Source organism: Aeromonas sp. 1805 (assembly GCF_013085525.1).
GTDB classification, from domain to species: Bacteria; Pseudomonadota; Gammaproteobacteria; order Enterobacterales; family Aeromonadaceae; genus Aeromonas; species Aeromonas hydrophila.
The window spans coordinates 908454-925195 of record NZ_CP038515.1 but is presented as its reverse complement, the minus strand read 5'-3'; the positions used below and the strand labels follow the sequence as shown (position 1 = coordinate 925195).

Here is a 16742-nt window from a genome sequence, read left to right as displayed (position 1 = left end):
CTTCAGCGGGTGGCCAGCAGGCTGCCCAGCTGGCGGCAGAGACGGCGCAGGGCCTGGTTGTCGAGGGAGGCAAAGCCGAGCAGCCACCCCTCCTGCGTCGGTGGGCCCAGGTAGAACTGGCCGAGGGGGCGCAGCCCCAGCCCCTGTGCGTTGGCGGCCTCTGTCCAGCGCGCCTCGCCGCCGGGGGGCAGCAGCACGGCGCACTGCAGGCCGGCCCCGCTGTGGATGGGGGTGAGGGCGGGGCAGTGGCTGGCCAGCTCGGCCAGCAGCAGGTCGCGGCGGCTCTGGTAGACCAGCCGGCTCTGGCGCAGGTGGGTGGCGAAGTGGCCGGCGCGGATGAAGTCGGCGGTGACCGCCTGCAGCAGCTGGTTGCTGTGGCCGTCGACCGCGGCCCTGGCCCGACAGAAGGACTCCATCAACGGCCTGGGCAGCACCAGATAGGCGAGGCGCAGCGAACCGAACAACACCTTGCTGAAGGTGCCCACGTAGAGCACCCGTCCCTGACCATCCAGCCCCTGCAGGGCGGGGAGCGGCCGTTGATCGTACTGGTACTCGCCGTCGTAGTCGTCTTCCAGGATCCAGGCGCCGTGCCGCTCGGCCTCGGCCAGCAGCGCCATCCGCCGCGGCAGGCTCATGGGCACGCCGAGTGGATACTGGTGGGCGGGCGTGGTGTAGATGAGCCGTGGCGCCGGGTGTGCCCCCTGCGGGTTGAGCCCCTCTTCATCCACCGGCACCGGGTGCACCCGGGCGCCGGCACTCTCCATGGCGGTGCGGGCCCCGGGGTAGCCGGGATCCTCCACCCAGACGGTGTCGCCGGCGTCGATCAGCAGCTGGGTCGCCAGCAGGATCCCCTGCTGGGAGCTGGTGAGGATCAGGATCTGGTCCGGCTCGCACACCACGCCGCGCGATTGCACCAGATAGCTGCTGATGGCGCCGCGCAGCGCCTCCAGCCCCTGCGGCTCCCCGTAATTCATCCAGTCACCGGCGTGCCGACGCCACTGCTGCTGCATCAACCGGCCCCACAGGGCCTGGGGGAAGAGGCGGGGATCCGGCTGGCTGGAGGCAAAGGAGCGGCCCACCTCGGGCACGTCGTGACAGGCGCCGCTGTCGGCCATCTCCTGACCTCGGCGCGACAGACCGGCCGCCGACTGGGGCGGGCGCGGAGTCGGGGAGACCGCGGCCAGTGCCACGAAGCTGCCGGCCCCCACCTTGCGCACCAGATAGCCCTCCGCCTCCAGCCGGCCGTAGGCCAGCTCCACCGTGCTGCGGGAGACCCCCAGATCGGCGGCCAGCATGCGGCTGGCGGGCAGCCGGCTGTGCTGGGGCAGGTGGCCGGCCAGCATGGCCGAGCGCAGGGTGCGGACCAGCTGTTCGTGCAGCGGCAGATCGCTGGCTTGCTGGGTGGCAAACAGGGTGGGCAGGGCAGGCATGGGGATCTCCCGGGCGCTAATTGGTCTGCTCATATTGGCAAAATTGGTCGGCGTGGCAAGGCCATTATGTCGCTACATTGAGGCTCAAGGTTCGGGATTCACAACTATTGGCAATGAAAGGAGTCTGCATGTCGGAGTACAGCGCCACCATCAGCTGGCAGCGCGGGGCCAGCGAGCCCTTCGTCGATCAAGGTTACAGCCGGGCCCACTGGTGGGAGTTCGACGGCGGCGTCAGGGTGCCAGCCTCCTCGTCTCCCCACGTGGTGCCGCTGCCCTGGTCGGTGGCCGAGAACGTCGACCCGGAAGAGGCCTTCGTCGCAGCGATCTCCAGCTGCCACATGCTCACCTTCCTCTGGCTGGCGGCCAGGGCAGGCTATCTGGTGGAGAGCTACCGGGACGAGGCGGTGGGCATCATGGAAGCCAATGCCCGCGGTCGTCAGGCCATCACCCGGGTCACCCTGCAGCCGCTGGTGCAGTTCGGCGGTGAACGTCAGCCGGAGCTGGCCGCGCTGGAGCAGTTGCACCACCAGGCACACGAGGAGTGTTTCATCGCCAACTCGGTCACCACCGACATCACCACCCGGATCCGGGTTTGAGTACAAGGAGCGTCACTATGAGTCATGTATTGAGCAGCGGGTTGGCCAGTGCCGAACAAGCCCGCCTCTTCTTCGAGGCCCAGCTGGCCTTGCGCACCGATCCGGCGGATCTGGCCGCCGATCTGCTGGCCGGCGAAGAGCGGATCGTCGTCATCGACACCCGCTCTGCCGGTCACTATGCCGAGGGACACATCCCCGGCGCCATCAGCTTTCCCCACGCTACCATGACCCCGGCCACCACGGCCGCGCTGGCGCGGGACAAGGTCTATGTCTGCTATTGCGACGGCATCGGCTGCAACGGCTCGACCCGGGGTGCCTGCAAGCTGGCGGCGCTCGGTTTTCAGGTCAAGGAGCTGATCGGCGGGCTGCACTGGTGGCGGCAGGACGGCTTTGCCGTCGCCACCGGTAGCGAAGCGGGGGTGCTGCAAACGGGAGGGATTGCCTGTGGCTGCTGATATCCATCTGAACGAGTTCGGCCAGCCGGTCGGTGCGCCGCTGCCCGATTGGCGGGGCGCCGAGTTCCCGCCCCGTCGCCCCCTCAACGGCTGGGGTTGCCGGCTGGAGCCGCTGGATCCTGAGCGTCACGGCCCCGGCCTGTGGCAGGCCTTCAGCGCCGACAGCGGGGCCATGTGGACCTACCTGACCACAGGCCCTTACGCAACAGAGGCTGACATGCTGGTCTGGCTGCGAGAGTGCGCCGCCAAGCAAGATCCCCAGTTCTACACCATCTTCGACGAGGATGGCGAACAGCCGCTCGGGCTGGCGAGCTACCTGCGCATCGACCCCCTGGCCGGCAACATCGAGGTGGGCTGGCTGCACTTTTCCCCTGCCTTGCAGCGCTCGCGGCTGGCGACGGCGGCCATGGCGCTGATGATGGCCAATGCTTTTGCCCTCGGCTATCGGCGTTACGAATGGAAGTGCAATGCCTTCAACAAGCCCTCCTGGCAGGCGGCGCTGCGCCTTGGTTTCCGCTACGAGGGGACCTTTCGCCAGAGCCGGGTGGACAAGGGGCGCACACGCGATACCGCCTGGTTCTCGGTGATCGACAGTGAGTGGCCAGCGCTGCAGGCTTGCTTTGCGCGCTGGCTGGCGCCTGACAACTTCGATGCGCAGGGGCACCAGCGCCTGCGCCTCTCGACCCTCACGGCCGCCATGCGCGGTGCTTGAATAAACAGGGCGGCCATGGCCGCCCTGTTGTTTTTGCCGTCTTGTCTGCTCGCTGCTGCTCTCCCTTCGCTTCTCTCTCTGCACTGCTTCTCGCTGCGCCTTCACCACCCGGGTGCGGCGAGGATTGTATTAACATTTTTTTAATGTATCTTGTTTTTGAAATTAAATATTATTTCGAACGAAGGTTGTTTGCTGACTTTCACCCATTATCCAGGAGGCAAGATGAGCGTCACTCATACCCAGTTGCCCGCCGATCACAAGGCGGCCATCCGTCAGATGAAACAAGCCCTGCGCGCACAACTCGGCGACGTGGAGGCCGTCTTTGCCGAGGTCAGCCGCCGCATCGAGGCGCGGGTGGCCGAGGTGGAAGCGCTGCGAGCCCGTGGTGAGCCGGTGTGGCCAGAGCTGGATTACCGAGCGCTGGCGGCGGGCCAGGTGGGCGAGGCCGAGCGTGCAGCCATACGGCGGCGCGGCTGCCTGGTGATCCGCGGGCACTTTGCTCGCGAACGGGCGCTGGCCTGGGATCGCGACATGCTCGACTACCTGGATCTCAACCGTTTTGATGAGCTGTATCGCGGTCCCGGCGACAGTTTTTTCGGCTCCCTTGCCGCGTCGCGCCCCGAGATCTATCCCATCTACTGGTCACGGGCCCAGATGGAGGCGCGCCAGAGCGACGAGATGGCGACCGTGCAGTCGTTCCTGAACCGCCTGTGGCAGTTCGAGCGGCCGGATGGGACACCCTGGTTCGACCCGGACGTGAGCATTATCTATCCCGATCGCATTCGCCGCCGTCCGCCCGGTACCTGTTCTCGCGGGCTGGGTGCCCATACCGACTCGGGGGCCCTTGAACGCTGGTTGCTGCCGGCCTACCAGCAGGTGTTTGCGTCGATTTTTCGGGGGGAGATAGCCGCCTACGATCCCTGGGATGCGGCCCATCGCACCGAGGTCGAGGAGTACAGTGTGGAGAACACCACCAAGTGCTCGGTATTTCGTACCTTCCAGGGGTGGACGGCGCTCTCCGACATGTTGCCGGGGCAGGGATTGCTGCACGTGGTGCCGATCCCCGAGGCGATGGCCTACGTGCTGCTGCGACCGCTGCAGCCGGACGTGCCGGAGGATGAGTTGTGCGGTGTCGCACCGGGCAAGGTGCTGCCGATCTCCGAGACCTGGCATCCGCTGTTGCTGCGGGCGATGAGCTCGATTCCGGCGGTGACGGCAGGGGATTCGGTCTGGTGGCACTGCGATCTGATCCACGGCGTGGCGCCGGTGGAGCAGCAGCAGGGGTGGGGCAACGTCATGTATATTCCGGCGGCGCCCCGTTGCGAGAAGAACATGGCCTATGCGCGCCTGGTGCGCCAAGCGCTGGAGCAGGGGGCTTCGCCTGGCGACTTCCCCCGCGAGGATTACGAGGCGGACTGGCAGGGGCGCTTCACCCTGGCCGATCTGAACGACCATGGCCGCCGCGCACTGGGCATGCTCCCGTAAACGAGGCTGGCCGGGCGGGCCTGCGCCGTGGCAGGTCCGCTCACGCTTCTATTCCCCGATGGGGGCGGCAATCCACTTCATCAGGCGCAGCATGTCAGCGGGCGCCACCCCCACCGAGAGGCCGCGCTTGCCACCGCTCACCAGGATCTCGTCAAATTGCATGGCCGACTCGTCGAGCACGGTGGGCAGCAGCTTCTTCTGGGCCAGCGGGCTGATGCCGCCGACCTTGTAGCCGGTCAGCTTCTCCGCCTCCGCCGGCTTCATCATCTCCACCTTCTTGAGACCGGTGGCCTTGGCCAGCTGCTTGAGACTGCACAGGCCGGACGAGGGGACGATGGCCACCACCGCCTGCTTGTCGTGATGGGCGATCAGGGTCTTGAACACCTGGGCCTCCGGCAGGCCGAGCTGGGTAGCGGCATGCTTGCCGAAGTCGTCGTGGGCTTCGCACTCGTAGGGGTAGAGCTTGTGGGGGATCTTGAGCTTCTTCAGCAGGTTGATGGCTGGCGTCATGATGGGTGCCTTGAGTCGAAACAAGGCCAAACAGTCTGCGCCTGTGGGGCGGGTGATGCAAGTTGCTCGCGTCCCCAAGGGGTGGATGAGCGTGCCGAGATAAAAAAGCCCGGGTCAATGACCCGGGCTTTTCATTGCAGCACGCCTCAGGAGAAGCAGATCTGCAGCACGTAGAAGATGGCGATGGCCAGGATGGCGCCAGCAGGCAGGGTGATGACCCAGGAGACCACGATGTTGCGCAGCACACCCAGATTCAGCGCCGCGATGCCGCGCGCCAGACCCACGCCCATGACCGCACCGACCAGGGTCTGGGTGGTGGAGATGGGCAGACCGGTGCCGGAGGCGATCACCACGGTGGCGGCGGTAGCCAGCTGGGCGGCGAAGCCACGGCTTGGGGTCAGGTGGGTGATGCCGGTACCGACGGTGGCCATCACCTTCTCGCCCATGGTGGCCAGACCGATGACGATGCCGATGCCGCCGAGCGGCAGGATCCACCAGGCGATGTGGGAGCTGCCGCCGATCTCGCCGCCGGCCGCCACGATGGAGGCGACTGCGGAGAGCGGGCCGATGGCGTTGGCCACGTCGTTGGAGCCGTGGGCAAAGGCCATGGCACAGGCGGTGATGATCATCAGGATGCCGAACACCTTCTCCACGTTGGCGAAGTGCATCTTGCTGTCATCCTGCGGGTTGTACTGCTGGCCGCGAATGTAGAGCCAGCCGGCAAACGCCACCGCGATGGAGATGGCGATGGAGAGCAGGATGCCCTCGCCGTCGGTCAGGTGCAGACCGACGTGGGTCAGCCCCTTCTTGATGGTCACCAGGCAGATCACCAGCGCGGTCAGGAACATGTAGAAGGGCACGTAGCGCTTGGCGTTGTTCAGCGGATCATCGGTGTTGAAGATGAGCTTCTGCACGCTGATGAACATGAAGTAGGCGATGACGCCGGAGATGGCCGGGGTGATGATCCAGGAGCCGACGATGCCGCCGAACTTGCTCCACTGTACCGCTTCCGGGCCAATGCTCACCACGGCGAAACCGACGATGGCGCCTATGATGGAGTGGGTGGTGGAGACGGGCCAGCCGAAGTAGGAGGCTAGGATCAACCAGGCGCCCGCGGCCAGCAGGGAGGCTATCATGCCGAGCACCAGCAGATCCGGGGTATCGGCAAAGGCGTTGCTGTCGATGATGCCGTTGCGGATGGTAGCGGTCACTTCGCCGCCGGCCAGATAGGCACCGGCAAACTCGAAGATCATGGCGATGATGATGGCCTGACGGATGGTCAGGGATTTGGTGCCGACCGACGTGCCCATGGCGTTGGCGACGTCATTCGCGCCAATACCCCAGGCCATCAAAAAGCCGAACAAGGCCGCCACGAGCACCAGGGTGGTGCCGTAATTCGCGATAATGTCCATTCAGTGTTTACCCAGTCAGTCGATTACGAACGAGCCAGCATCAGTTCCAGACGGGCGCCAACGCGCTCGGCCTGATCTGCCAGGTCACCTACCCATTCGAGGATCTTGTAGAGGAACATAACGTCGATCGGATTGTATTTCTGCTCAACGGCTTGCAGCTGTTGGCGCAGCCCGATCTGCATGGTGTCAGTATCGTCCTCGATAAGATCCAACTGGTGGATCATCTCGGCAACCATTTCAACTTCACGTCCTTTAAAGCCGGTTTCGAGCAGCTCATCGAGTTCTCCGATGGCTTTCTCGGCTTGGGCGGTCGCATCGATACAGCGTTTGAGATAGGCCATGAAATCGGCACGCATCTCGGAGGGGAATTCCATTTTACGGCCAAGCATGCGGCCGGAAATATCCTTGGCACGATTGGCAATCTTGTCCTGCTGGGTCAGCAGTTCGAGCAGGTCGGTACGGGCAACCGGCAGGAACAGGCCGCGAGGCAGCTTCAGCCGAATTTCACGCTTGAGGATGTCCGCTTCTTTTTCCAGCTGGGCAATCTGCTGCCGGATCTTCTCGGCATCTTCCCAACGGTCTTCGGCAACGGCATCAAAGAAGGGAACCAACTGCTGGGAGCACTGGTGAACCTTGACGATATGCTTCTGCAGCGGCTTGATGGGGGACTTGGCAAAAAGCCCCAAAATAGTATTTACTGGCATGGCCAAACCTGTGTCGGTGAAAAAACACTCGATACGATTTTATGAGGGGCGCATGGTAACCGAACTGCGCCATCAATAAAACCGTGAATTAATCCTGATGTATCGCAGGCATTATATCCTCGCGCTTAGCATCACGCCCCCCAAAGTTGCCTGCCAGCCCGGAATGACTATGCAAACTGAGATCGAGATAAAGTTTTTTGTCTCCCGAGATATTCGACAACCTTTTTTCAACCTTCTGAATTCACTGGAAATTATATCCAATTCTCAAGCCGAGCTCGGCAATGTCTATTTTGATACGCCAGCGCTGGATTTGCGCCGCCTGGAGATGGGATTGCGGATCCGTCGCAGCGATGATTTCGCCGAACAGACGATTAAATGTCGGGGTCAGGCGGTGGGCGGATTGCATGCCAGACCCGAATACAATGCCCCGGTCGCTGGCGATATGCCCGCGCTTGGCGCTTTTCCTGACGAGATTTGGCCGAGTCTTTTTGTTCGTGATGCAATCCAGGGCGCCCTGGTGGCCCAGTTTCGCACCGACTTCCTGCGCCGCCACTGGTTGATCGCCTTCGAGGGGGCCGAGATCGAGCTGGCCTGGGATCAGGGGGAGATCGTCGGCGTGCTTGGCAAGAGCCGCATCGACGAGCTGGAGCTTGAGCTCAAATCCGGCGAGGCGAGCGCCCTGTTCGGCTTGGCAGAACAGCTGGCCGGGCTTGGCGGTCTGCGGCTCGGGGCTCAGTCCAAGGCCCAGCGTGGTTATCGGCTGGCGGGGCTCGGCAAGCGGCTGGCACTGCAAGCCTTGCCTGCATTGACCGACCTGAGTGCGGCCGAGCGTATCGCCCTCGGCCTGCAGCACTGGCAGCATCACGAGCAGTACTGGCTTGAGCAGACGGATGCCGAGGCGCAGGGGCTGGCGTTGCAGCAGCTGCGCCTGGGCATGGACCTGATTGCCGAGGCGGCCGACAGGTTGCTGGCAGCGGACTGGCTCGACGACCTGACCCGGCTCGGGCCGCGGCTGGCTTCGGTAGCTGGACAGGCCGACTGGCAGCAGGCGTTGCCGGCCCTGTTCCTTCAGGCCGACTATGTGCACCTGCAACTGGCCATCGCCGCCTGGCTGCACCGGCAAGAGTGATGGGCTGCGCCGCAGCGCCTGCAATGCAAAAAGGTGAGCCTGGCTCACCTTTTCTTTAGCTGTCGACAGGGCCTGCGGGCTGACAATGGAGGCCTGCGTGGCTGATTCAGACCTGGGTGTAGATCAGTCCGGTGCTGCGCACCACGTCTTCCCCCTGGCAGCGCAGTTCCAGTTCGCTGGTGTCGCAGGGCTGGCCGTTGTGCTCGATGCAGAATTCGAAGCGGGTACGGGATTTTACCGGAATGTGCTGCGAGTTGGTGGGGGTGGCCTGCCATTGCCACTGCTGCAACACGGCGATGGCGGCGTCGCTGAACTGCGGGTCGCTGCTGTCCAGTACCCGGATCTGTTCGGCCCGCCCCGCCGGATTGATCACGTACTCGAGCGAGCTGCAACCGGTCTGCCCGGCCAGGATGGCCTCTTTGGGGTAGCGGGACTCCATCCGGGTGAGCGGGCTCCACTGGGCGTTCACGTCCTTGAGATCGCTCAAGGGGAGGGAGGTCAGATGGACGCTGTGGGTCTGCTGGCTGCAGCCGGTCAATGCGCACAGGGCGCCCAGCAAAAGAGTGGCTTTCATGTTCGCTTCCCTTCGTTATTGGTATTGCTGGCGAGCAGGGGCCCGCCGCTCGGCAGGGCCATTAATAAAATATTCAGCCACGAATGAAAACCCTTTACCGGCGACAGGCCAGAAAAAACCGCCTTTCGGCGGCTTTTTCGGTTTTTTCCCACTCAGTAATAGCCCGCATCGTCCGGGTTGGGTCTGGTCTTGAAGCGGCGGTGCAGCCACATGTACTGCTCCGGCGCCTTGCGCACGGCGGCTTCTATCTCGCGGTTGGCGCGGGTCGCATCGACCAGGTCGTCACCGCTCGGATAGTCGGCGAGCGGCGCCCCGATATGCAGGGTGTAACCCTCGCTGGTGCGGATGTTGTAGCAGGGCAGGGTGACGGTGTTCTTCACCCGCGCCAGGGTGGCAGTGCCGGTGATGGTGGCGGCCTGCTCCACCGCGAAGTAGGGCACGAACACGCTGGCATGGCTGCCGTAGTCATGATCCGGCGCATACCAGAGCGCATCGCCGTTGCGCAGCGCCTTGATCATCCCCTTCACGTCCATCCGGTCCACTAGGTATTTGTTGGAGGCGCAGCGGCCGTGGTACTGGGCGTACTCCAGCACCGGGTTGGTGTTGGGACGGTAGACGCCGACCCCGGGCCGTACCAGGCCGAAGCAGCGGGCGTTGAGTTCCAGCGTGAGGAAATGGCAGGAGAGCAGCAGCATGCCCTGACCCTTCTCCATGGCGGTGATGACGTGCTCTTCCCCTTCTACCTTCATCAGGTTGCGCATCCGCCAATCCGGCCAGAACCAGGCCATGCCGACTTCGAAGATGGCGCAGCCCACGCTCTCGAAATTCTGCTTGAGCAGTTTCTCGCGCTCATCTTTAGTCAGCTCGGGCATCGCCAGTTCCAGATTGCGGCGGGCAATCTTGACGCGGGATTTCAGCAGCTTGCGGGCCAGGCTACCCAACTGGCGTCCCAGCCACATCTGGCTGCGCCAGGGCAGCAGCACCAGCAGCCAGAGCAGGCTGAGGCCGAACCAGCTGGCCCAGTAGCGAGGATGAAACAGGCGGGGTTCGAGGCGGGGAGCATTGTCGTGGGCCATGAAAAGTCTCTTGTTCGCAATCGCCATGCACCGGGCAAGCCCGGTCGAATAAGGGGAGGCGATAAAGGCACGTGGGGATCCTGAACGGATCGTTTTATTCGCAAGCGGGGATTCTAGCCGAAAAGCGGGGTCGGGGGCGAATGGCTATGTGCTGGTCAGAGGGGCTGATGGTGGTTCACTGGCGTGACGGGAATCGTCACTACCGGTTTCTTTAAATGGAAACCGCAGGTTTGCTTTTTCTCCCTCAAATAAAAGAGTGTGATAAAATCGGCGACTGATTTTTCAGGTTTTGAGAGTCGATACAGATGAAGATCACCCTGCCCGAGTTTGAAAAAGCCCGCGTTCTGGTCGTTGGCGATGTCATGTTGGACCGTTATTGGCATGGCCCCACCGGCCGGATCTCGCCCGAGGCACCGGTGCCCGTGGTCAAGGTTGAACACATTGAGGAGCGCCCGGGTGGCGCCGCCAACGTGGCGCTCAACTCCGCCGCACTGGGCGCCCACGCCGTGCTGCTGGGTCTGACCGGTCAAGATGAGGCCGCCGATGCCCTGGCTGGCCAGATGGCCGGCGTCAAGGTCGCCTGTGACTTCGTTCGTCTGGCCGACTACCCGACCATCACCAAGCTGCGCGTGCTGTCGCGCAACCAGCAGCTGCTGCGTCTGGACTTTGAAGAGGCCTTCCACGATGTGGACTCCACCCTGCTGATGGGCAAGGTTGAGCAGGCGCTGCCGCACAGCGATGTGATGATCCTCTCCGACTACGGCAAGGGCGCCCTCAACGACGTGCCCGGCATGATCCAGCGCGCCCGCGCTGCCGGCATCCCGGTGCTGGTCGATCCCAAGGGGACCGATTTCGAGAAGTACCGCGGCGCCACCCTGCTGACCCCCAACATGTCCGAGTTCGAGGCCGTGGTGGGCAAGGTGAAGAGTGAAGAGGAGCTGGTTGCCAAGGGGCTGGAGCTGGTCAAGCGCTTCGAGCTGGAGGCCCTGCTGGTCACTCGTTCCGAGAACGGCATGACCCTGATCCGTGAAGGCCAACCTGAGCTGCACCTGCCGGCCCAGGCCCACGAGGTGTATGACGTGACCGGTGCCGGTGATACCGTCATCTCCACCCTGGCCACCTCGCTGGCCGCCGGCAAGAGCCTGGACGAAGCCTGTGCCCTGGCCAACACCGCCGCCGGTATCGTGGTCGGCAAGCTGGGGACCTCCACCGTCAGCCCGGTCGAGCTGGCCAACGCCCTCTACACCGAGCAGGAGACCGGCTTTGGCGTCATGTCCGAAGCCCAGCTCAAGATTGCCGTGCAGGCCGCCCGTCTGCGTGGCGAGAAGGTGGTGATGACCAACGGCTGCTTCGACATCCTGCACGCCGGTCATGTCTCCTACCTGGCCAATGCCGGCAAGCTGGGGGATCGCCTGATCGTGGCGGTCAACACCGACGAGTCGGTGCGTCGCCTCAAGGGGCCGGGTCGTCCGGTCAATCCGACCGAGCGCCGGATGGCCGTGCTGGCCGCGCTGGGTGCCGTGGACTGGGTGGTGCCCTTCTCCGAGGATACCCCGCAACGGCTGATCGCCGAGGTGTTGCCGGATCTGCTGGTCAAGGGCGGCGACTACCAGCCGGAAGAGATTGCCGGCTATGCCGAGGTGACCGCCAACGGTGGCGAAGTGCGGGTCCTCAACTTCGAGGATGGCTGCTCCACCAGCGACATCATCAAGACCATCCGCGAACGCGGCTAATACTGCTGGCTCCGTTTATCCGGGGCCATCGCCAGCAAGCGACGACACCCGGATAACAAAAAGGCGACCTGATGGTCGCCTTTTTCATTGCCGATAACGACTATCAGACTTTGGTCTTGGCTTTTGCAGTGGCAGGCATCAGACCCTGGTTTACTTCCACCAGATCCTGCGCTTCCAGCACACCGGCAGCCTGTTTCAGGCTCAGGATATTGAGGATGTAGTTGTAACGGGCTTCGGAGAGCTTCTGCTTGGCCTCGTACAGCTTGCGGGTGGAGTCCAGCACGTCAACGATGGTACGGGTGCCGACCTCGTAGCCCGCTTCGGTCGCCTTGAGGGCGCTGTCGGCGGAGATGACGGACTGGCTGTAGGCGCGTACCGAGCCGATGCTGGCGTTCACGTTGTTGTAGGAGGAGCGCACCGTGCTCTGCACCGAGCGGAAGTTCTTCTCCAGCAGTTCGCTGGCCGCCACGTAGTTGTACTGAGCCTGTTTCACTTTGGAGCTAGTGGCGCCACCGCTGTAGAGCGGCAGCTTGAAGGTCAAGCCGATGTTGGCCTGATTGTCATTGCCGCCCGGCATGCTATCAAGCTTGTAATCGGTATTGCTGGTTTGCAGTCCGGCACCCAGATCCAGAGTCGGCTCATGGCCGGTCTTGGCCAGGTCAATCTGCTCCTTGGCGATGTCCTTGCCGATGCGGGCACTGTGCAGTTGCAGGTTCTTGTCCAGCGCCAGCTCCAGCCACTTGTCGGAGCCGAAGGCGGTCTTCTGAGGGCTGAAGCGATCGGTGTTGAGCACGTCCAGCTGACGGTGATCGATACCGGTCAGCTCGCGCAGGGTCTCGTAGCTGTTGTCCAGCGAGTTCTCGGCGTTGATCTCGTCCGCCAGCGCCTGGTCACGAGAGGCCTCTGCTTCGTGGACGTCGGTGATGGCGGTCAGACCCACTTCGAAACGCTGCTGGGTCTGTTCCAGCTGACGCTCTACCGCAACCTTGTTGGCGCGCACGAACTCCAGGGTGTCCATCGCCTTGAGCACGTTGAAATAGGCCTGGGCAGTACGCAGCATCAGGCTCTGGATCTCGAGGTTGTAGGCGACATCAGACTGGGTGGCCTGCTTCTCGCTGATATCCAGATTGACCCAGTTACTGCGACGATAGAGGGACTGCGACAGCGTCACTTCACCCTTGGCGTTGTTGTTGCTCTGGGTATCGTTCTTGTTTTTCAGATAATTGAGTCCGGCACCCAGATCGATCTGAGGCAGCAGAGGGGCGCGGGTTTCGTTGATCTTCTCGAAGGCCTGATCGCGAACGGCTTTGGACTGCAGCAACTGCGGGTCTTTGATCTGGGCTTGCTGGTAGATGTCGAGCAGGTTTTCGGCATGGGCACCGGCACTGACGCCCAGCAACACCATGACGGACAAAAGTGTTCTTTTCATAGATCGATTTAACCTTATGTAGTAACCCAAACTGGTTGCTGGAGAGGGCAAATATTGTCACCGACCAAGCTTGATTGCAGCTTAATCACTCTACTATAAGCAAAATTTTATGATAACTGTCTCTTTTCCAGCGACAGGAACGTCAAGAACGAGGGTGAGTTTTCTCCCCCTCGTGCCTAGCCAAATGTCCTGTGGCTGCTAAAATCCGTCCCTCATCTCCGACGGGAGCGAGTGAATGAATGTTCATTCATGTTCCCGGATTTTATGGCCTAACCGAGCCAAGTCAAGCTGGCGGGAGTCTCGTATGTCGCAGCAAGCCTTGCCCCAAACCCGTCACTACTCTGCCGATGACGTGAAAATTATCGATAAATCAGCAGGATATAACGGGTTCTTCAAAGTGAACGTCTATCGTCTGCAGCACAGGTTATTTGCGGGGGGCTGGAACGAGCCCATCGTCCGCGAGCTGTTCGAGCGCGGCCATGCCGCCGCCCTGTTGCCCTACGACCCGGTGCGCGACCAGATCGTGCTGGTGGAGCAGTTTCGGATCGGCGCCATCGAGACCAGCGCCACGCCCTGGCTGCTGGAGCTGGTGGCCGGCATCATAGATCCGGGCGAGGTCGCTGAAGAGGTGGTGCGGCGCGAGGCTGTGGAAGAGGCGGGCATCGAGGTCGGCCGCTGCGAGCACGCCATCAGCTATCTGGTGAGCCCGGGCGGCAGCACCGAGCGTATCGAGGTTTACGTGGGCGAGGTGGATGCCAGCAAGGCCGAGGGGATCCACGGTCTGGCGGAAGAGGGGGAAGACATCCGGGTCCACGTGGTGAGCCGCGAGCAGGCCTATGCCTGGCTCAAAGAGGGGCGCATCGACAACGCCGCCTCCGTCATCGCCTTGCAGTGGCTGGCTCTCAATCACGGCGAGCTGCGTGCCCGCTGGCTGGCGGAGCGCTAAGGTGGCGCTCGTTCATACCCAGGCCAAGCGCTATGTGCCTGATTTGATGTCCTTGCAGCGTACCTGCGAGGTCAACTACATGACCCTGATGAAACTGCTACCCCCGGGCGGCAGTGTCGGCGCCGAACGCCGCTATCAGGTGGGCAACGGCCTGCAGTTTCAGCTCACGGTGAGCGAGGAGAGTCGCTTCACCAGCCAGGTGATCCTAGCCCAGCACAACCCGGAATTGCCGAGCTATTTGCAGGCCCGGATAGAGATTCGTTTGTACCATGACGTGCGGATGGCGGAAGTGTGTGCGGCGCAACAGATTTCAAGGTTGCAACCACGTTATGATTATCCCAATAAAAATATGCACCAGCGGGATGAAAAGGAGCAGGTAAACCTGTTTCTGGCCGATTGGCTAAAATTTTGTCTCAGACATGGTACCAGCCTGATAAACATCCTCTAGTTGAACTCATAAAAAGAAGCGTGATTTTGGAAACAGAGCTACCCCAGGCGCAGGACGGCAGTGTGCGCCTGTTGCAAATTACCGACACCCACCTCTTCGCGAGTGCCGAGGGGCGGCTATTGGCCGTGCGCACCGCCGAGAGCCTGGCTGCCGTGCTGGAACGGGTACAGGCCAATGACCATCCGTTCGATCTGATCCTCGCCACCGGGGATCTCTCCCAGGATCACAGTCCGGAGTCCTACCAGCGCTTCGCCTCCATGATGGCGCCGCTGGCGCGCCCCATCTACTGGCTGCCCGGCAACCACGACGACGGCCCCCTGATGACCGAATACCTGCACGCGGCCGGCATCAGCGAGGCCAAGCAGCTGGTGGGCGAGCACTGGCAGGTGATCCTGCTGGACACCCAGGTGCGCGGCAAACCTCACGGGGTGCTGGGGGATCACCAGCTGGCGGCGCTGGATCAGGCGCTGCGCCAGCATCCCGAGCGCCATGCCCTGATCGCCCTGCACCATCAGGCGGTGCCGGTGGGTTGTGCCTGGCTCGATCAGCACAATCTCAAGAATGCCGACGATCTGTTTGCCGTGCTGGCTCGCCACCCGCAGCAGAAGACCATATTGTTCGGCCACGTCCACCAGGAGTTTGACGAGGTGCACCGCGGGGTGCGGCTGATCGCCAGCCCCTCCACCTGCATCCAGTTCAAACCGCTCTCCGATGGCTTCGCGCTGGACGAATCCGGCCCGGGCTGGCGCTACCTCACCCTCTACCCGGATGGCCGCATCGCCAGCCAGGTGTGGCGTCTGCCGGTGGGGCAGTTCGTGCCCGACCCCAATGCCACCGGTTATTGAGGAGTCGCGATGAAGCCCGTACTCCTCTACCTGCACGGTTTCAACTCCTCGCCGGGCTCCGCCAAGGCGCAGCATATGGCTGCCTGGGTGGCTGAGCACAGACCCGATATCGAGGTGGTGATCCCGGCCCAGCCCAACACCCCGGCGGCGGCTTGGGCGGCCATCGAGCAGACAGTTGCCGATCTGCAGAGCCGTTATGGCAACGAATTCAAGCTTGGCGCCGTGGGCAGCTCCCTCGGCGGCTTTATGGCGACCCGGGTCAGCGAGCGCTACGGCTGCCACGCCGCCCTGATCAATCCGGCGGTGCGCCCGCACGAGCTGCTCTGCGACTACCTCGGTCCCCAGACCAACCCCTACACGGGGGAGCAGTATCAACTGCTGCCTGAACACATGGATGAGCTGCGGGCGCTGGCGGTACCGGTGAGCGCTCCCGAGCGACTCTGGGTGCTGCAACAGCAGGAGGACGAGGTGCTCGACTACCGCAAGGCGCTGGACGAGTACCGCTTTGCCCGCCTCTCGCTGGAGTGCGGCGGCGACCACGCCTTCGTGGCGTTCGAGCGTTACCCCGCCCAGATCGTCCGCTTCCTCGGGCTCTAGCCATGCAGCCGCCGTTGGCCACCTTTCTGGAGCAGGTGCTGGCCACGGCACAAGCGGGCCTCACCTACTCCAACGATCCCTTCGACATCGGCCGCTTCGAGGCGCTGCGAGCGGCCACTGTGGCGCTCATCGCCAGCCAGAGCGAGCTGGCACCGGAAGCCATCAGCGACTGGATCGCTCTCGATAGTGGTTATCCCACCCCCAAGCTCGATGTGCGGGCCTTCATTCAGAACGATGCGGGCCATATCCTGCTGGTGCAGGAACGCAGCGACGGCTGCTGGACTCTGCCGGGAGGCTGGTGCGACATCGGTGACTCGCCGGCGGGGGCCGTGGTGCGCGAAGTGGTGGAGGAGACCGGCCTGGCGTGTCGGGCCGTGCAACTGCTGGCACTGTTCGACAAGCTAAAACACCCTCATCCGCCCCAGCTGCCCCACGCTCACAAAGCGTTCTTCCTGTGCGAGGTAACCGGCGGCCAGCTGCTGGGCGAAACCGATGAAACCAAAGGGGCGGGGTACTTCCCCATCGACGACTTGCCCCCGCTCTCCCGCCATCGGGTCGTGGCGTCCCAGCTGCGCACCCTGTACGACCATCTTTTGCAGGGGCGGCAGGATACCCTGTTTGATTGACTAGCACGGAGCATGAACCTGTCTGCAAGGAGGCA

General features: G+C 63.1%; 18 protein-coding genes. 11 read left to right on the top strand and 7 right to left on the bottom strand.

The genetic code is table 11. From position 1 onward, the window contains the following. Window positions 1-2 precede the first annotated feature (2 nt). Window positions 3-1430 carry a PLP-dependent aminotransferase family protein gene (locus E5E96_RS04375; RefSeq protein WP_171281631.1) on the bottom strand — a complete coding sequence of 476 codons (1428 nt, stop codon included), beginning with the start codon at window positions 1428-1430 and terminating at the stop codon, window positions 3-5. A gap of 128 nt (window positions 1431-1558) precedes the next feature. Between E5E96_RS04375 and E5E96_RS04370 the strand changes: the two genes are divergently transcribed. The 4 genes from E5E96_RS04370 to E5E96_RS04355 all read left to right on the top strand — a co-directional run bounded on the left by E5E96_RS04370 (window position 1559) and on the right by E5E96_RS04355 (window position 4678). Further along, window positions 1559-2026, top strand: a complete 468-nt coding sequence (locus E5E96_RS04370; RefSeq protein ID WP_045788948.1) for an OsmC family protein — start codon at window positions 1559-1561, stop codon at window positions 2024-2026. A gap of 17 nt (window positions 2027-2043) precedes the next feature. Beyond that, window positions 2044-2481 carry a rhodanese-like domain-containing protein gene (locus E5E96_RS04365; protein WP_171281630.1) on the top strand — a complete coding sequence of 146 codons (438 nt, stop codon included), beginning with the start codon at window positions 2044-2046 and terminating at the stop codon, window positions 2479-2481. Further along, entirely contained in the window at window positions 2471-3193 is a 723-nt protein-coding gene (locus tag E5E96_RS04360) for a GNAT family N-acetyltransferase (protein ID WP_171281629.1), read from the top strand. Before E5E96_RS04365 ends, E5E96_RS04360 begins: the two co-directional genes overlap by 11 nt. 222 nt (window positions 3194-3415) lie before the next feature. Continuing rightward, window positions 3416-4678 (top strand): DUF1479 domain-containing protein, encoded by a 1263-nt coding sequence (locus E5E96_RS04355; RefSeq protein WP_171281628.1) that lies wholly within the window; start codon window positions 3416-3418, stop codon window positions 4676-4678. Between the two features lie 48 nt (window positions 4679-4726). Here the strand turns inward: E5E96_RS04355 and ybaK are convergent, their stop codons facing one another. The 3 genes from ybaK to E5E96_RS04340 all read right to left on the bottom strand — a co-directional run bounded on the left by ybaK (window position 4727) and on the right by E5E96_RS04340 (window position 7304). Next, on the bottom strand, window positions 4727-5188 hold the full coding sequence (gene ybaK / locus E5E96_RS04350) for a Cys-tRNA(Pro) deacylase (protein ID WP_101614315.1): 462 nt from the start codon (window positions 5186-5188) through the stop codon (window positions 4727-4729). A gap of 146 nt (window positions 5189-5334) precedes the next feature. Further along, complete coding sequence (locus tag E5E96_RS04345; RefSeq protein WP_016352095.1) at window positions 5335-6600, bottom strand: inorganic phosphate transporter; 1266 nt, start codon at window positions 6598-6600, stop codon at window positions 5335-5337. Window positions 6601-6623: 23 nt separating this feature from the next. Continuing rightward, window positions 6624-7304: a TIGR00153 family protein gene (locus E5E96_RS04340; protein ID WP_005305357.1), complete on the bottom strand. Its 681-nt coding sequence runs from the start codon at window positions 7302-7304 to the stop codon at window positions 6624-6626. Window positions 7305-7473: 169 nt separating this feature from the next. Between E5E96_RS04340 and E5E96_RS04335 the strand changes: the two genes are divergently transcribed. Beyond that, on the top strand, window positions 7474-8433 hold the full coding sequence (locus E5E96_RS04335; protein WP_171281627.1) for an inorganic triphosphatase: 960 nt from the start codon (window positions 7474-7476) through the stop codon (window positions 8431-8433). Window positions 8434-8539: 106 nt separating this feature from the next. On the opposite strand, the gene E5E96_RS04330 is transcribed toward E5E96_RS04335, so the two are convergent. Then, a complete protein-coding gene (locus tag E5E96_RS04330) occupies window positions 8540-9007 on the bottom strand; it encodes an energy transducer TonB (RefSeq protein WP_102987919.1) in 468 nt (155 codons plus the stop codon). A gap of 152 nt (window positions 9008-9159) precedes the next feature. Beyond that, on the bottom strand, window positions 9160-10083 hold the full coding sequence (lpxL, locus tag E5E96_RS04325; RefSeq protein WP_124252084.1) for an LpxL/LpxP family Kdo(2)-lipid IV(A) lauroyl/palmitoleoyl acyltransferase: 924 nt from the start codon (window positions 10081-10083) through the stop codon (window positions 9160-9162). Between the two features lie 305 nt (window positions 10084-10388). Between lpxL and hldE the strand changes: the two genes are divergently transcribed. Then, window positions 10389-11816 carry a bifunctional D-glycero-beta-D-manno-heptose-7-phosphate kinase/D-glycero-beta-D-manno-heptose 1-phosphate adenylyltransferase HldE gene (hldE, locus tag E5E96_RS04320; RefSeq protein WP_043164541.1) on the top strand — a complete coding sequence of 476 codons (1428 nt, stop codon included), beginning with the start codon at window positions 10389-10391 and terminating at the stop codon, window positions 11814-11816. Window positions 11817-11919: 103 nt separating this feature from the next. On the opposite strand, the gene tolC is transcribed toward hldE, so the two are convergent. Further along, window positions 11920-13245, bottom strand: coding sequence for an outer membrane channel protein TolC (tolC, locus tag E5E96_RS04315; protein ID WP_024944694.1), 1326 nt, complete (start codon window positions 13243-13245; stop codon window positions 11920-11922). 304 nt (window positions 13246-13549) lie between these two features. Between tolC and nudF the strand changes: the two genes are divergently transcribed. Genes nudF through E5E96_RS04290 form a run of 5 tightly spaced genes read left to right on the top strand, consistent with a single transcriptional unit; the run spans window position 13550 to window position 16707 of the window. Further along, window positions 13550-14191, top strand: coding sequence for an ADP-ribose diphosphatase (gene nudF, locus E5E96_RS04310; RefSeq protein ID WP_024943166.1), 642 nt, complete (start codon window positions 13550-13552; stop codon window positions 14189-14191). Between the two features lies 1 nt (window position 14192). Continuing rightward, window positions 14193-14639, top strand: coding sequence for a DUF1249 domain-containing protein (locus tag E5E96_RS04305; protein WP_005305333.1), 447 nt, complete (start codon window positions 14193-14195; stop codon window positions 14637-14639). 26 nt (window positions 14640-14665) lie between these two features. Continuing rightward, window positions 14666-15484, top strand: a complete 819-nt coding sequence (gene cpdA, locus E5E96_RS04300) for a 3',5'-cyclic-AMP phosphodiesterase (protein WP_011707475.1) — start codon at window positions 14666-14668, stop codon at window positions 15482-15484. Between the two features lie 9 nt (window positions 15485-15493). Continuing rightward, on the top strand, window positions 15494-16081 hold the full coding sequence (locus tag E5E96_RS04295) for a YqiA/YcfP family alpha/beta fold hydrolase (RefSeq protein ID WP_171281626.1): 588 nt from the start codon (window positions 15494-15496) through the stop codon (window positions 16079-16081). 2 nt (window positions 16082-16083) lie between these two features. Further along, window positions 16084-16707 carry an NUDIX hydrolase gene (locus tag E5E96_RS04290; protein ID WP_171281625.1) on the top strand — a complete coding sequence of 208 codons (624 nt, stop codon included), beginning with the start codon at window positions 16084-16086 and terminating at the stop codon, window positions 16705-16707. Window positions 16708-16742 lie beyond the last annotated feature (35 nt).

What these genes read in the sequence shown, in the direction of transcription:
- E5E96_RS04365 (WP_171281630.1), top strand. Translation starts at nt 2,044, where the DNA reads ATGAGTCATGTATTGAGCAGCGGGTTGGCCAGTGCCGAACAAGCCCGC.
- E5E96_RS04335 (WP_171281627.1), top strand. Translation starts at nt 7,474, where the DNA reads ATGCAAACTGAGATCGAGATAAAGTTTTTTGTCTCCCGAGATATTCGA.
- hldE (WP_043164541.1), top strand. Translation starts at nt 10,389, where the DNA reads ATGAAGATCACCCTGCCCGAGTTTGAAAAAGCCCGCGTTCTGGTCGTT.
- E5E96_RS04345 (WP_016352095.1), bottom strand. Translation starts at nt 6,600, where the DNA reads ATGGACATTATCGCGAATTACGGCACCACCCTGGTGCTCGTGGCGGCC.
- E5E96_RS04355 (WP_171281628.1), top strand. Translation starts at nt 3,416, where the DNA reads ATGAGCGTCACTCATACCCAGTTGCCCGCCGATCACAAGGCGGCCATC.
- ybaK (WP_101614315.1), bottom strand. Translation starts at nt 5,188, where the DNA reads ATGACGCCAGCCATCAACCTGCTGAAGAAGCTCAAGATCCCCCACAAG.
- tolC (WP_024944694.1), bottom strand. Translation starts at nt 13,245, where the DNA reads ATGAAAAGAACACTTTTGTCCGTCATGGTGTTGCTGGGCGTCAGTGCC.
- E5E96_RS04290 (WP_171281625.1), top strand. Translation starts at nt 16,084, where the DNA reads ATGCAGCCGCCGTTGGCCACCTTTCTGGAGCAGGTGCTGGCCACGGCA.
- E5E96_RS04370 (WP_045788948.1), top strand. Translation starts at nt 1,559, where the DNA reads ATGTCGGAGTACAGCGCCACCATCAGCTGGCAGCGCGGGGCCAGCGAG.
- lpxL (WP_124252084.1), bottom strand. Translation starts at nt 10,083, where the DNA reads ATGGCCCACGACAATGCTCCCCGCCTCGAACCCCGCCTGTTTCATCCT.
- E5E96_RS04340 (WP_005305357.1), bottom strand. Translation starts at nt 7,304, where the DNA reads ATGCCAGTAAATACTATTTTGGGGCTTTTTGCCAAGTCCCCCATCAAG.
- E5E96_RS04375 (WP_171281631.1), bottom strand. Translation starts at nt 1,430, where the DNA reads ATGCCTGCCCTGCCCACCCTGTTTGCCACCCAGCAAGCCAGCGATCTG.
- E5E96_RS04295 (WP_171281626.1), top strand. Translation starts at nt 15,494, where the DNA reads ATGAAGCCCGTACTCCTCTACCTGCACGGTTTCAACTCCTCGCCGGGC.
- nudF (WP_024943166.1), top strand. Translation starts at nt 13,550, where the DNA reads ATGTCGCAGCAAGCCTTGCCCCAAACCCGTCACTACTCTGCCGATGAC.
- E5E96_RS04330 (WP_102987919.1), bottom strand. Translation starts at nt 9,007, where the DNA reads ATGAAAGCCACTCTTTTGCTGGGCGCCCTGTGCGCATTGACCGGCTGC.